The 13,027-nt window shown below is 40.7% G+C and carries 18 protein-coding genes; 12 read left to right on the forward strand and 6 right to left on the reverse strand.

What is annotated here, in order from left to right; genetic code table 11:
- The first annotated feature begins 3 nt into the window (after positions 1 to 3).
- The 3 genes from K8L98_RS10110 to K8L98_RS10120 all read left to right on the forward strand — a co-directional run bounded on the left by K8L98_RS10110 (position 4) and on the right by K8L98_RS10120 (position 2,384).
- Positions 4 to 1,005: a phosphotriesterase family protein gene (locus K8L98_RS10110; protein WP_223441950.1), complete on the forward strand. Its 1,002-nt coding sequence runs from the start codon at positions 4 to 6 to the stop codon at positions 1,003 to 1,005.
- Positions 1,006 to 1,122: 117 nt separating this feature from the next.
- Positions 1,123 to 2,079 carry an NAD(P)H-dependent flavin oxidoreductase gene (locus K8L98_RS10115; RefSeq protein WP_223441953.1) on the forward strand — a complete coding sequence of 319 codons (957 nt, stop codon included), beginning with the start codon at positions 1,123 to 1,125 and terminating at the stop codon, positions 2,077 to 2,079.
- 35 nt (positions 2,080 to 2,114) lie between these two features.
- Positions 2,115 to 2,384: a UPF0223 family protein gene (locus tag K8L98_RS10120; RefSeq protein WP_223441956.1), complete on the forward strand. Its 270-nt coding sequence runs from the start codon at positions 2,115 to 2,117 to the stop codon at positions 2,382 to 2,384.
- A 34-nt stretch (positions 2,385 to 2,418) separates the two neighbouring features.
- Here the strand turns inward: K8L98_RS10120 and K8L98_RS10125 are convergent, their stop codons facing one another.
- Positions 2,419 to 3,057 carry a YktB family protein gene (locus K8L98_RS10125; RefSeq protein ID WP_223441959.1) on the reverse strand — a complete coding sequence of 213 codons (639 nt, stop codon included), beginning with the start codon at positions 3,055 to 3,057 and terminating at the stop codon, positions 2,419 to 2,421.
- 253 nt (positions 3,058 to 3,310) lie between these two features.
- Between K8L98_RS10125 and K8L98_RS10130 the strand changes: the two genes are divergently transcribed.
- The 3 genes from K8L98_RS10130 (at position 3,311) to K8L98_RS10140 (ending at position 4,903) form a co-directional block, all read left to right on the forward strand.
- A complete protein-coding gene (locus K8L98_RS10130; protein WP_070879022.1) occupies positions 3,311 to 3,499 on the forward strand; it encodes a hypothetical protein in 189 nt (62 codons plus the stop codon).
- Between the two features lie 156 nt (positions 3,500 to 3,655).
- Positions 3,656 to 4,447: an inositol monophosphatase family protein gene (locus tag K8L98_RS10135; protein ID WP_223441962.1), complete on the forward strand. Its 792-nt coding sequence runs from the start codon at positions 3,656 to 3,658 to the stop codon at positions 4,445 to 4,447.
- Complete coding sequence (locus tag K8L98_RS10140; RefSeq protein ID WP_223441964.1) at positions 4,448 to 4,903, forward strand: GNAT family N-acetyltransferase; 456 nt, start codon at positions 4,448 to 4,450, stop codon at positions 4,901 to 4,903. It begins immediately after the preceding gene.
- Positions 4,904 to 4,960: 57 nt separating this feature from the next.
- Here K8L98_RS10140 and K8L98_RS10145 read toward each other — a convergent pair whose 3' ends face one another.
- Positions 4,961 to 5,146 (reverse strand): YlaF family protein, encoded by a 186-nt coding sequence (locus tag K8L98_RS10145; protein WP_223441967.1) that lies wholly within the window; start codon positions 5,144 to 5,146, stop codon positions 4,961 to 4,963.
- Positions 5,147 to 5,286: 140 nt separating this feature from the next.
- Here K8L98_RS10145 and typA point away from each other — a divergent pair, with 140 nt between their 5' ends.
- The 3 genes from typA (at position 5,287) to K8L98_RS10160 (ending at position 7,773) form a co-directional block, all read left to right on the forward strand.
- Positions 5,287 to 7,131, forward strand: a complete 1,845-nt coding sequence (typA, locus tag K8L98_RS10150; RefSeq protein WP_223441970.1) for a translational GTPase TypA — start codon at positions 5,287 to 5,289, stop codon at positions 7,129 to 7,131.
- Positions 7,132 to 7,237: 106 nt separating this feature from the next.
- Positions 7,238 to 7,492 carry a YlaH-like family protein gene (locus K8L98_RS10155; protein WP_223443309.1) on the forward strand — a complete coding sequence of 85 codons (255 nt, stop codon included), beginning with the start codon at positions 7,238 to 7,240 and terminating at the stop codon, positions 7,490 to 7,492.
- On the forward strand, positions 7,489 to 7,773 hold the full coding sequence (locus tag K8L98_RS10160) for a hypothetical protein (RefSeq protein WP_223441972.1): 285 nt from the start codon (positions 7,489 to 7,491) through the stop codon (positions 7,771 to 7,773). Before K8L98_RS10155 ends, K8L98_RS10160 begins: the two co-directional genes overlap by 4 nt.
- Positions 7,774 to 7,782: 9 nt before the next feature.
- Here K8L98_RS10160 and K8L98_RS10165 read toward each other — a convergent pair whose 3' ends face one another.
- Together K8L98_RS10165 and K8L98_RS10170 are read right to left on the reverse strand one after the other, a co-directional pair.
- Positions 7,783 to 8,118 (reverse strand): hypothetical protein, encoded by a 336-nt coding sequence (locus tag K8L98_RS10165; protein WP_223441974.1) that lies wholly within the window; start codon positions 8,116 to 8,118, stop codon positions 7,783 to 7,785.
- A gap of 95 nt (positions 8,119 to 8,213) precedes the next feature.
- Positions 8,214 to 8,414 (reverse strand): YlaI family protein, encoded by a 201-nt coding sequence (locus K8L98_RS10170; RefSeq protein WP_223441976.1) that lies wholly within the window; start codon positions 8,412 to 8,414, stop codon positions 8,214 to 8,216.
- A 393-nt stretch (positions 8,415 to 8,807) separates the two neighbouring features.
- Here K8L98_RS10170 and K8L98_RS10175 point away from each other — a divergent pair, with 393 nt between their 5' ends.
- Entirely contained in the window at positions 8,808 to 9,263 is a 456-nt protein-coding gene (locus K8L98_RS10175) for a pyridoxamine 5'-phosphate oxidase family protein (protein ID WP_223441978.1), read from the forward strand.
- A 63-nt stretch (positions 9,264 to 9,326) separates the two neighbouring features.
- On the opposite strand, the gene K8L98_RS10180 is transcribed toward K8L98_RS10175, so the two are convergent.
- On the reverse strand, positions 9,327 to 9,941 hold the full coding sequence (locus K8L98_RS10180) for a YhcN/YlaJ family sporulation lipoprotein (RefSeq protein WP_223441980.1): 615 nt from the start codon (positions 9,939 to 9,941) through the stop codon (positions 9,327 to 9,329).
- 171 nt (positions 9,942 to 10,112) lie between these two features.
- On the opposite strand from K8L98_RS10180, the gene K8L98_RS10185 reads away from it, so the two are divergent.
- Entirely contained in the window at positions 10,113 to 11,441 is a 1,329-nt protein-coding gene (locus K8L98_RS10185) for a PhoH family protein (protein WP_223441982.1), read from the forward strand.
- Positions 11,442 to 11,475: 34 nt separating this feature from the next.
- Here K8L98_RS10185 and K8L98_RS10190 read toward each other — a convergent pair whose 3' ends face one another.
- Positions 11,476 to 11,970: a molybdopterin-binding protein gene (locus K8L98_RS10190; protein ID WP_223441985.1), complete on the reverse strand. Its 495-nt coding sequence runs from the start codon at positions 11,968 to 11,970 to the stop codon at positions 11,476 to 11,478.
- Between the two features lie 120 nt (positions 11,971 to 12,090).
- Between K8L98_RS10190 and glsA the strand changes: the two genes are divergently transcribed.
- Positions 12,091 to 13,020, forward strand: a complete 930-nt coding sequence (gene glsA, locus K8L98_RS10195) for a glutaminase A (protein ID WP_223441987.1) — start codon at positions 12,091 to 12,093, stop codon at positions 13,018 to 13,020.
- The last annotated feature ends 7 nt before the right edge of the window (positions 13,021 to 13,027 follow it).

The raw sequence follows: 13,027 nt of genomic DNA on the forward strand, positions 1-13,027 counted from the left end.
AGCATGAAACATATGGTTGAAACAGTTACTGGGCCAATAGCAGCCGATCAGCTTGGCAAAACATTAATTCATGAACATTTTGTCTTTGGTTATCCCGGATTCCACGGTGATGACTCTCTTGGGGGATTTGATGAACAGGATGCTCTTGAGACAGGGATTACCATTGCCCTTCAGCTCTTGAGCTTCGGGGTTGACACGGTGGTCGATCCAACTCCGAATGAATGCGGCAGAAACCCTGAATTATTAAAGGAAATCTCTGAACGTACAGGACTGCAAATTGTGTGCGCAACAGGTTTTTATTATGAGGGAGAAGGAGCAACTCCTTATTTTAAATTCAGGCAGGGACTCGGTACAGCTGAAGAAGAAATCTATGAAATGTTTAAGAAGGAAATAACAGAAGGAATCAGGAATACCGGAATCAAGCCGGGCATTATCAAGCTAGCGTCAAGCAAAGGTGTGATTACCGAGTATGAACGAATGTTTTTTAAAGCCGCTGCAAGGGTGCAGCGGGAGGAAGGAACCGTCATTCTGACTCATACACAAGAAGGTACAATGGGGCCTGAACAAGTTGAATTATTGATGGAGCTTGGCTGTGATCCTAAAAAAATAGTGATTGGCCATATGTGCGGGAACACGGATACAGACTATCATATAAGGGTATTGGAAAAAGGGGCATTCATAGCATTTGACCGGTTTGGCATTCAGGGCATGGTAGGGGCTCCGAATGATGACGAACGAATAAAAACGCTTTTGAAATTAGTATCGCTTGGCTATACAGATCAAATCATGCTGTCTCATGACACGGTTAATCATTGGATGGGCAGGCCGTTAATTCTGCCTGAACTGATTCAGGAAAAAATGAAAAACTGGCATCCTGCTCACCTTTTTGAAAATATTATCCCGGAGCTTCGGGAACAGGGAATGCCTGAAGATAACATCCGGACGATGCTTGAGATCAATCCTTCGAAACTGTTTTTTCATCAGGAAGCAAAAATCAATTCATGATGACTTGAGGCAGCCTCAGCTGCCTTTTTTTATTCCCTTTAAAAAAGGAGATGACTCAGAAAAAGAGAATTTGAATAAAAGAGGGATTTTTCATGTATAAACGAAAGGGGAATTTTTATGAAATGGAAGACTAGAATTACAGAGCTTTTAAACATTCAATACCCAATTATTCAGGGAGGACTTGCATACCTTGCCTATTCTGATTTGGCAGCTGCTGTATCAAACGCAGGCGGACTGGGCCAAATAACAGCCATGTCTCTTGGGGAACCTGAACTGCTTCGGGAAGAGATTGCAAAAGTCCGCAATAAAACAGATAAGCCGTTTGGTGTGAACTTTGCGGTCGGCCAGCACGGAAGACCATTCTCAGATCTGCTGGATGTGGCTATTGAAGAAGAAGTACCTGTCATTTCAATGACAGGAGGCAATCCATCCGCTATCTTTGATCAATTAAAAGGGATAAATGTAAAAAAACTAGTTCTTGTGGCTGCCAGAAGGCAAGCTGAAAAAGCAGAAGAGCTTGGTGCAGATGCTGTCATGGTTGTAGGACAAGAAGGCGGGGGCCATTTAGGGAGAGATGACACCGGGACGTTCGTTTTAATTCCTCAAGTAGTTGATTCAGTGTCCATTCCTGTAATTGCATCCGGAGGGATCGGTGACGGCAGAGGATTGATGGCTGCTCTAAGTCTCGGCGCAGAAGGAATTGAAATGGGAACGAGGTTTATTGCGACACAGGAATGTGTTCATGCGCATTCGGAATATAAGCATGCACTTGTAAACAGCTCAGAACGCGACACCGTTGTCATTAAACGCAGTATTGGAGCGCCGGCAAGAGCTCTAGCGGGACCCTGGACAGCCAAAATATTGGAGATGGAACAAAAAGAAGCTGATTATGAGCAGCTAAAAGATTATATTAGCGGCCATGCTAACAAAAGATACATATATGATGGTATGATAGACAATGGTTTTGCGTGGGCTGGACAAGTAACTGGCTTAATCCGCGATGTGCCAAGCGTCGAACAGCTTATGTCGCGGATGATATCTGAGGCCTCCGAAATAAGACAAAGGTGGAGTTAACTTACCACTCAACAGGAAAAGGCAGGTGAGGAACAATGGATTATCAATATCCGATTCAGCCGGATTGGAGCACAAATGAAATCATTGATGTGATTGCATTTTTTCAATCAATTGAAAAAGCATACGAAAAGGGGATCAGCCGGGAAGACTTGATGAAAGCGTACCGGAGATTCAAGGAGATTGTCCCGAGCAAAGCAGAAGAGAAGAATCTCTGTGATGATTTTGAAGAAATGAGCGGGTATTCTTCTTACCGGGCCATTAAAAAAAGCAGAGAAAGCAGCGATGCAGATAAAATCAAAATGTAAAAGGACGGGTTCATCCCGTCCTTTTGTGTATTTCTTATGAAACAGCAGCTTTTTGAGCAATAGTATATAGAGGAAGCAGTGTCTTAAATGTCTCTTCCATTTTGTCAGTAAATTCTTTTCCGCTCATTTTAACGGCATCTTCTCTGTCCATTTTAATTCCGCATAATAATTCCGCTTTTTTGACATTTTGCAGGCGTTCAAACATTTTTTGAAAATCTTTTTGGCTCATGTCTTTTTGAACGGTTACTTCCGGTTTTGTATGGTCCGCCGACCAGACGAAATGGTCTGGAATTTGTGAACGCAGTCTGGTCCAGTTTTTTGCAAGCTCAGCTCCGTATTGGTCTTTTACAGGAGACTCATAAATAACCGCAAACCAGGCGAAAGCGTGAGTTTCCCATAGGCCGATTTGAAAGTGGGGAAGCATTTTATATCCGCGCTTATTGCTTGCGAATGCAACCCAAGTATCTTTAGGCGGGTTAACGGACCGGCGTGCGTGCTTTGCGACATGCGCAAACATCTCATCCCCCGTCATTCCTGAGAGTTCAGAGGCAAATTTTTCACCTAGCTGCTCAAGCTTTGGCCTTACTGTATGAATTAATGCTTCCATTCGCTCATCTAAGCCGTCAATTTTAAATACATCGAAATCTTCATTTGTAAATCCTTTGAAGTCCATTCCTTCTTACCTCCTGATCACGGTGCATGCCAACATTTTAGCACATCAGCCAGCATATTCGAAAGAAACTTGCACGTTTCGACACTTTGAAAATGTGGTATTAACTAAATAATAGGTAAATACACAATTTTCACTTCCAAGTTGCATCCTATTTTCAAGTTTCATATCATATATAAAAATATCAGAAAATTATGTTAAATGAAAAGTCGCTGGTTAACAATTATAGACAATATTTGAAAGGGGCGGTAGAAAGATGAAGCAAATTGTGAAAACTACTGGACAAAAGGAATCGGATAATCGTATTGGGGTGCTGAAACTTGAATTAGATTACGAATTGGCCACCCTTTATGACGCCATGAGCGAAAATGATGAAACAAAGAAGAATGAATGCAAACGGAAGCTTGAGAGACTAAGAAAAGAATGGCTAAGACTGCAGGCTTAAATGCAGCATACAAAGCGAACCTCGCACAAGGGTTCGTTTTTATCTGAGTAATTGATTTTGGACAGATGAGTGCGCCCTTTGCTTGCTTTCCATAATTTCCTTGCGTTATTCTTATTTTATATAAATAGCTTACATACATAGAAAGAAGGTTTATACATGGCAAATTGGTCTAAGATCGAAAGTGATGCAAAAACATGGATTTACGCTGCAGGAGAAACGATCAGACAGTCTTTTCAAAATGTGCTGCAGATCCAGTCAAAATCTAATCCGGATGATCTTGTCACCAATATGGATAAAGAAACCGAGCAATATCTAATTTCGAAAATTAATGAAACATACCCGGAGCACAGGATCCTTGGGGAAGAGGGGTTTGGTCACGACATACAATCTTTAGAAGGAATTGTCTGGATTGTGGACCCGATTGACGGAACAATGAATTTTGTTCATCAGCAAAGAAATTTCGCCATCTCAATCGGAATTTATGAAGATGGGGTTGGACAAGTCGGTCTGATCTATGATGTTGTTCATGACGAGCTGTACCATGCAGTCAAGGGCAAAGGAGCCTATATGAATGATTACAGACTCCCTGAGCTGAAGGATGTTCCTTTAAACCAAGCTGTGATTGCTTTAAATGCAACATGGGTCATGGAAAATAAACGATTTGATCATAACTTATTAGTTCCAGTTGCAAAAGCTGTCAGAGGAACACGGTCATATGGTTCTGCCACGCTGGAATTTGCCTATGTTGCATCAGGAAGGCTTGACGCGTATATTACGCTCAGACTTGCTCCGTGGGATTTTGCTGCCGGTCTGATTTTACTCGATGAAGTTGGGGCAAAAGCAACGACATTAGATGGTGAAAAAATAAATTTGATAGGACAAAACAGTATTTTCGTTGCCAAAAAAGGGATTCACTCCACTATTCTAAAGGATTATCTGCATAAGTAGATGCTGAATTACCGTTTATTTGAAGAAAAAGATTATCCCTTTTTTGCAGAGCTGATTTCAGCAAGCGAAGCTTGGCATGAAGAGGAATGCAGGCCGGATCAGGCAGAAGAATACATGACATCCTATAAAATGTATAAAGGCACTTGGCTTATTTGGATGAAGTCAGCTGAAGAAATTGGCATCTCCTTTCATCTTAACTGGGCTCCTTCCAATGAGAAGCCGTGGATTGGAACGGTCCTGATTCATCCCGAGCACCGTAAACAAGGTCTAGCTAAGAAAGTGATCGAACAGATATCGGCACAATTAAAAAGCGATGGCCATAAAGCAGTATTCGCTGGCTGTCCGGCTTCGAGGCTGGACTGGCTGAAGTTTTTAGGAAGGTGCGGATTTGAACAGCTTAAATCTGAAAAAGATTCTGAAGGCAAAGACTATATAATCACAGTAAAACCTGTATAGCCCCTTATTTAGGGGTTTTTTAATGAAAAAAACCTGGGCTCGGTGCCCAGGCATTTGTTAAAGAATTCCTTTATCACGCATTTTCTTTTTTGTAGCAAATCCAAATCCCATTGCCGCAATAAGGGCAATAATAGAAATGACTATACCTAAAATACTTCTTTCACCAACCGCTATACCGACGCTTACCATCGATGCAGCTGCAATGAATGCTAAAAGAAAGAAGACCCATTTTCCAGATTTCATCTGATATTTCATCCCTTTCAAGAACCGTTTGAACAGCAAATTTTGTCCCTTTTATCAGTTTACATAAAATGATTCCTTTTTTCTATAAAAGTTTGTGGTATAATACATAAGGTTATTTTAATTTTTTAGGAGATGAAAATGTGAAACTTCGAAATGATATTCGAAACATTGCTATTATTGCCCACGTAGACCACGGAAAAACGACTCTAGTCGACAAAATGCTTCATCAGGCAGGTACGTTCCGTGCGAACGAACAAGTTGCTGAAAGAGCGATGGATTCCAATGATTTAGAGCGCGAGCGCGGAATTACGATCTTAGCAAAAAATACGGCAATTAATTATAAAGATACACGCATCAACATTATGGATACACCAGGACATGCCGACTTTGGCGGCGAAGTTGAGCGCATCATGAAAATGGTTGACGGCGTATTGCTTGTTGTCGACGCTTATGAAGGCTGTATGCCTCAAACACGCTTTGTGCTTAAAAAAGCACTTGAGCAAAATTTAACGCCAATCGTAGTAGTTAACAAAATTGACCGTGATTTTGCCCGTCCAGAGGAAGTTGTGGATGAAGTTCTTGACTTATTTATTGAACTTGATGCATCAGAAGAGCAGCTTGAATTCCCGGTTATTTTTGCTTCAGCTATGAACGGAACAGCAAGCACTAGCCCGGATCCTGCTGATCAGGAAGAAAACATGGTTTCATTGTTTGATTCTATTGTTGAGCACATTCCAGCTCCTGTTGATAACACAGATGAGCCTCTTCAATTCCAGGTAGCTCTTCTTGATTACAATGATTATGTTGGACGTATCGGAATCGGCCGCGTATTCCGCGGAACGATGGAAGTTGGCCAGCAGGTTTCATTAATGAAAATTGACGGTTCTTTCAAAAACTTCCGTGTAACAAAATTATTCGGTTTCCAAGGCTTAAAACGCGTAGAAATTGAAAGCGCAAAAGCAGGAGATCTAGTTGCTGTTTCAGGTATGGAAGATATCAACGTAGGGGAAACAGTCTGCCCGGTTGAACATCAGGAAGCTTTGCCAATCCTTCGTATTGATGAGCCGACTCTGCAAATGACATTTGTTGTAAACAACAGTCCTTTTGCAGGCCGTGAAGGAAAATATGTTACTTCACGTAAAATTGAAGAGCGTCTAATGTCTCAATTACAGACTGATGTTAGTTTGCGTGTGGAAAACACGGAATCTCCTGACGCTTGGATTGTTTCAGGCCGCGGTGAGCTTCATCTTTCTATTTTAATCGAGAACATGCGTCGTGAAGGCTACGAACTTCAAGTATCTAAACCAGAAGTTATTGTTAAGGAAATTGATGGAGTTAGATGTGAGCCGGTTGAACGTGTTCAAATTGATGTACCGGAAGAGCATACAGGTTCTGTTATGGAATCTATTGGTGCCCGTAAAGGTGAAATGCTTGACATGATTAATAACGGCAATGGTCAAGTCCGTTTAATTTTCAACGTGCCAGCACGCGGATTAATAGGCTATTCAACAGAATTCATGTCAATCACTCGCGGATTCGGTATTATCAACCACACATTTGACAGCTACCAGCCAATGCAGCCAGGTCAAGTTGGCGGACGTCGTCAAGGCGTGCTGATTTCTATGGAAAATGGAAAGTCAACAACTTATGGTATTCAAGGCGTTGAAGACCGCGGCATTATCTTCCTGGATGCTGGTAAAGATGTTTATGAGGGTATGATCGTTGGAGAGCACAATCGAGAAAACGATCTTGTTGTTAATATCTGCAGAATGAAACAGCAGACTAACATCCGTTCAGCGAACAAGGATCAAACAAATTCGATGAAAAAACCTCGCATCATGTCTCTTGAAGAATCTCTTGAATACTTGAACGATGATGAGTACTGTGAGCTTACTCCAACTTCTATCCGTTTGAGAAAGAAAATTCTTGATAAGAATGAGCGCGAAAAACAAGCTAAGAAGAAAAAATTAGCTGGCTTACTGTAAGAGATAACCCTAGACATGCAATGGAGGGGAACACGGGATGAACGTTTACGAAAGTATGTGGCCGGTTGCGTATTCCATCTATACAGCAACTGAACCTGATACTCAAATGGGGGCAAATATTTTATACTTGGTCATTCTCGGATTATCAATTGTCGTATTTAAGCTGGGGTTTGCTAAAAAACTCCCCCTACTAAAGGCAATTGTCATCTATTTGTTCTTAATGTTCGGGTGTACAGTTTTAACCTTTTTAGGTGCATTTCTTCCTGTCGCTGAAGGACTCATTGTCGCAGCACTCATCTTAATCATCTATAAGATCCGTCTGCATCAGTCCAAAAAAGCTGAGCGGAATGCTGCAACATGAGATCACTTCAGGACTCTCTTTATAATTGGCTTTCCATTAAAGTTGTAGCGGATGCCCGTCCTGAAGATACTGCTGCAGGTGATACATTCAGGCTGTTTGATGAATTGCTTAAGGAAAACCATGATTTGAACAATGTTCAAGTTCATAAAGATGAAGTCATGTATCTTGTGAGCTATACACTAAATGGCGAGTCTAAATCATCCAGGTTTCCTGTAGAATTAATTGACAGCATGATTGATCAAATCGAGGCAGAACCTGAAAAATATGTGAATTATAAATAAAAACACCTCTTAATGAGGTGTTTTTTTGTGCATAATTTGAGCTGAGGCGGCCATTACTGCTGCAAACAGGATGTGACCTAATGTCCACCAGGCAATCGCTTCAATGTCGTTAATTGCTGGCGTCTCTCTTACAGCAAGTAAAGTTAAAGGCAAATATAATAATATGGCCGGCAGAATAAGCACAAATGATGTCAGCCATTTAATCAGAATAGCTGAGATCGTAAAAAAGTTCAAAGTGAAAATATAAAGAATTCCTACCACAACAGCTACAGCTAAATGAAGAATAAATTCAAAAAGCTCAGGGAGAGGCTCTCTGTAAATAAAATCAATATTAAGTAAAAGCACATACACTTTTACTCCACTGACTCTTTCAGCGAATTTCAAAAATAGACCAAGAATAATTCCGCTGAACAGGCCAATAAGAGCTCCCCGTTTAACAACTACCAGTTTTCCTCTGTTTTTTTATCTCTGTACAATCTGAAATTACCCGTGTTAGCCCGTTCAATCGTCCGATTTTCAATCCTCAGATCGCATTCATTGCACATATAAGTATGGATTGGGCGGTTTCTCAGCCTCTTCGCCTGAAGCGTTTCGTCATTAATGGTTTCGACTTTATCGCATAAAACACATTTTACTCTCATGGTACACCTCATTATTCTTTTTATAAAAAATACATTCAATTCAGCTGCTTTTTTAGTTTTTTGTGAATAAATCTTAAAAAATGGTAAAATTCCGTTGATAAAAAACCGAATTTGGTTGATTGACAAAACAGGCTGAAAAGTTTTGGAGTCGGCTGATAAAACCGATTGTGATTTATGAAAGCTCCTGTATAAATGTTTTTCTGCCTGCGCTGAGCCGGTTCCGCTTTTCCATAATGTCCAGCTCCGCCGACTAACTCATCGGCCAGAACGGATTAAACTTATCTGTCTGCCTGCTTTAAACAGGAGGTTTCGCTTTTCTGAGTGATATTACAGTTGGAAACAAAAATAAAAAAAGGTATGATAGCATTATACAACTTTAATGGAGGGAAGAAAATGGCTAATAAGGTAGAAACAAAATTGATTCAGCCTTTGTTTGACAATCTCCAAAAAGAAAGATTTGCTGTTTTTGCAACTCTTGATCATGAAACAGGATCTCCTAATGTATCAGCCGTTTCATGGGTGTATGCACCCGATATAGAACGGGTTTACCTGGCTGTTGACAATCGTTCCAGAATCGTTGAAAACGTCAAAAAGCATCCGGCAGCTGCCATTACGCTGCTTGCAAATGAGTCTACATATTCTATTAATGGAAATGCCCATGTGAAAATTGAAAAGCTTGATGGAGTCCCGTTAAAACTTGCATTAATTGAGCTTAACATTTCTGAAGTCCGAGATGTGATGTTTTACGGCTCAAAAATTTCAGCTGAACCTGCATATGAAAAAACATATGATGAAAAAGCAGCGGCAAAGCTTGACAGCCAGGTTTTAGAAGCAATGAAAAAAGCTTAGACAGTTACGTTCTAAGCTTTTTTTCAGTGCATTTTTTATCCTTGGACTCCGGACATTTGGTCATCAGTTTTTATTTAAATGATTCTGAGATTGATCTTCCTGTTCACGATCAAGCTCTTTTTGCTCCTTTTCATTCAGCTGATCATTATCTTGTTCCGTTGGTCTGTTTTGATTATTATTATTATTCAGCATATCATTTGGAATTTCAGGCATGACGCGGCCTACTATTGCGGCAAGCTCGTCAAGAATGCCCCCAACTGGCTGTCCTTGCTGAAGATCTTTACCCATTTCCCGCAGACGGACTGTTGTATCCGCATCAGCAATGATCACCGCGTTTGCTCCATATGGATCATGCTGAATGCTTTCAGCAACAGCATATTTAATGGATTCGACTTTATTGCGGTCAAGTTCAGAATTTACATCAATGCCTACTACTGCATATTTGCCAAGAACAACTGCGCTGACGTCATTTACTCCTGGAACACGTCCTGCAAGATTGACCAGGCGCTTAGAAATCTGTTCACCTGATTTTTTTTCCACTTGTTCATCTACTGTGTTTCTGACATTAATGGGCTTTCCGTTGTGATCTTCTGGTGTGTCGCCTTGAGAGCCCTGATTCACTGTGCATGCTGATAAAGCGAGCAGAATAAACAGTGCTGAAAAAACAAAGTTGCGCATGAAATCACTCCTTTTTAGACCATGCTTTTTAATTTTATTGTCTAATAAATCTTCTATCTTTATGCACCATTTCATATATTTTAGCAACGCTTCAATTACAGCTTGATTATCTTAGTCTGACTTTTAAGTGCAGTACACTATAAAAACCTGAACTGGGTAGGAGGCGGAAGGTTGAGTAAAATCTATGTTTTGGATACGAATGTCTTACTGCAAGATCCGAATTCCATTTTTTCTTTTGAAGAAAACGAAGTAGTGATTCCGGCAGTCGTTCTGGAAGAGGTCGATTCAAAAAAGCGGTATATGGATGAAATAGGACGAAATGCAAGACATGTTTCCAAACTGATTGATAGCCTAAGGCTGATTGGAAAGCTTCATGAAAAAATCCCTTTGCCTAGCGGCGGTTTTTTAAGGATTGAGCTGAATCATCGTTCTTTTCATGAACTTCAGGAAATTTTTATAGAAAAAACAAATGATAATCGTATTCTCGCAGTGGCGAAAAATCTTTCCATTGAAGAAGAAACAACTGAAAACGGGAGACCTGTCATTTTAGTGAGCAAAGATACACTGGTCAGGGTAAAAGCTGATGCAATTGGCCTGCTTGCAGAGGATTTTCTTAGTGACAGGGTTGTTGAAATTGACAGAATCTATACGGGCTATCTTGATTTGTATATAAGCGGAGATGATTTGAATCGATTTTATGAGAAAAATGAATTGATTTTGTCTGAGGTGACCAATCATCCATTTTATCCAAATCAATTTGTCATTATGAAAAATGCGCTTGGCGGCTCTGCTTCTGCGATAGGAACCGTGGATAAAACAGGAAAAAAGGTAAAAAGACTCGTTTTTGATCACGATCACATCTGGGGGATTCGGCCAAGAAATGTCCAGCAGACGATGGCAATGGAGATGCTTCTCAGAAATGACATGCCGCTGGTTACATTAATTGGAAAAGCTGGCACCGGGAAAACGCTGCTCGCTTTAGCTGCAGGTCTCATGCAGACAGAAGATTTAGGCACTTATAAAAAACTGCTCGTAGCAAGGCCGATTGTTCCCGTTGGGAAGGATATTGGCTATCTGCCTGGTGAAAAACAGGAAAAATTAAGGCCTTGGATGCAGCCGATTTATGATAATCTAGAATACCTTTTCAATGCGAAAAAACCTGGAGAGCTGGATGCCATTCTAGCAGGGATGGGATCAATTGAAGTAGAGGCCCTCACGTATATTCGCGGAAGAAGCATCCCAGAGCAGTTCATTATTATTGACGAAGCCCAGAACTTAACAAAACACGAAGTTAAGACGATTTTGACCAGAGTCGGGGAAAAAAGCAAAATTGTCTTAATGGGGGATCCCGAACAAATTGATCATCCCTACCTTGATGAATACAATAATGGTTTAACCTATGTTGTTGAGAAGTTTAAGGATCAGCAAATAGCGGGTCATGTAAGATTAGTAAAAGGAGAGCGCTCTGGGCTTGCGCAGCTTGCCGCAGATTTATTGTGAAAAATGGGAAAAGCCGCTGATATAGCGGCTTTTCTTACTCAATTATTATTTCTCTTGTGTTTGTAATAGGGTTATCCCTGTTGCTGCCATCACCATAATAAAGGGTAACAGGTCCTTCGTCAGTCAGCGGTTTCCCGTTTTTACTGAATCCGAGGATAAGGGCAGATGCTTCCTTCAGTGTCATTCTAACCTCTCCTTGATCGGTTTTAAATACAGCATATTCAGCTGTTGGAGCAGGCTCGGCATTTCTTAGGAAAGGAAGAAGGGGAATTCCGAAAGTTCCATTTAAGATTCTTTCTTTTTCAGTGCGCTTTTCGTTTTTGCTGTCCGGGAGCTTTGCTCCTTCCCGTATTTCACGGTCCCAGTGTTTTGAGACGGACTTGGTATACTCTTCTAGTTCGTTTCGTTCTTTTTTATTTTCATCAAAATAAACAGTCAGATCGACTTTTCTGTCGTCAAATATCCATACACCGGGATCCAGTGTGATTGGAAAGGCGATATTTCCTTTTATCATAATGATTGAGTCCATTGCTACACGTCCTTTCATAAAAATTATAAGCGCTTTCTGTGATTTTGTCATGGGGGTCATTGGCATGAAGTTTATTGGGCAAACTAACACCTCATACAAAAAAGAAGAGGTGAACGGGTCATGCCATGTCAAACTAACGAAGAGCTTGAGGAGCTTGTGAGCATTGCAAGGGAAGTTACGAAGGATGGAAAGACAGCTGACTATATTCCAGCACTTGGCGAAGCAGATCAAAATGATTTGTCTGTTGCGATCTATCATGTTGAAAATACGTGTATGTCAGCAGGAGATATTGAAAAAAGCTTTACCCTGCAAAGTATATCAAAAGTGCTGACGCTTGCTCTTGTGCTAATGGATCATGGTGAATCCTTTGTGTTTGATAGAGTGGGCATGGAGCCTACGGGAGATCCGTTTAATTCAATCGTCAAGCTTGAAACTCATGAAAATCAGCGGCCGCTTAATCCGATGATCAACGCAGGCGCTCTGGCCGTTTCGAATATGATTAAAGGAACTGACAAGGATGAAAAATTATCCCGGTTTTTAGCTTTCACAAAAGAATTAACCTTCAATAAAGATATTAAAGTCTGTCATGAAATAGCTTCTTCGGAATTCGAAAATGCGTGGCTGAACCGGTCACTTTGCTACTTTATGAAAAAAGACGGCATCATTGACGGTGATGTAGAGGACTTGATAGATCTATATTCAAAGCAATGTGCCGTACAAATGCACAGTCTTGATCTTGCAAAAATCGGAGCAGTCTTCGCCCTTGACGGCAAGCATCCACAAACAGAAAAACAAATTATCCCCAAAGATATTGCACGTATTTGCAAAACGTTTATGGTGACATGCGGAATGTACAATGCATCAGGTGAATTTGCAATAAAAGTTGGAATTCCTGCTAAAAGCGGAGTGTCCGGAGGTATTATGGGAATTGTTCCTTATCATTTTGGAATCGGAATTTTTGGTCCGTCTCTTGATCAAAAAGGAAACAGTATTGCAGGCATAAAGCTGCTTCATCTTTTATCTGAAAAGTATGAATTGAGCATTTTTTGATGTATCT

Source organism: Metabacillus dongyingensis (assembly GCF_019933155.2).
Classification (GTDB): domain Bacteria; phylum Bacillota; class Bacilli; order Bacillales; family Bacillaceae; genus Bacillus_P; species Bacillus_P dongyingensis.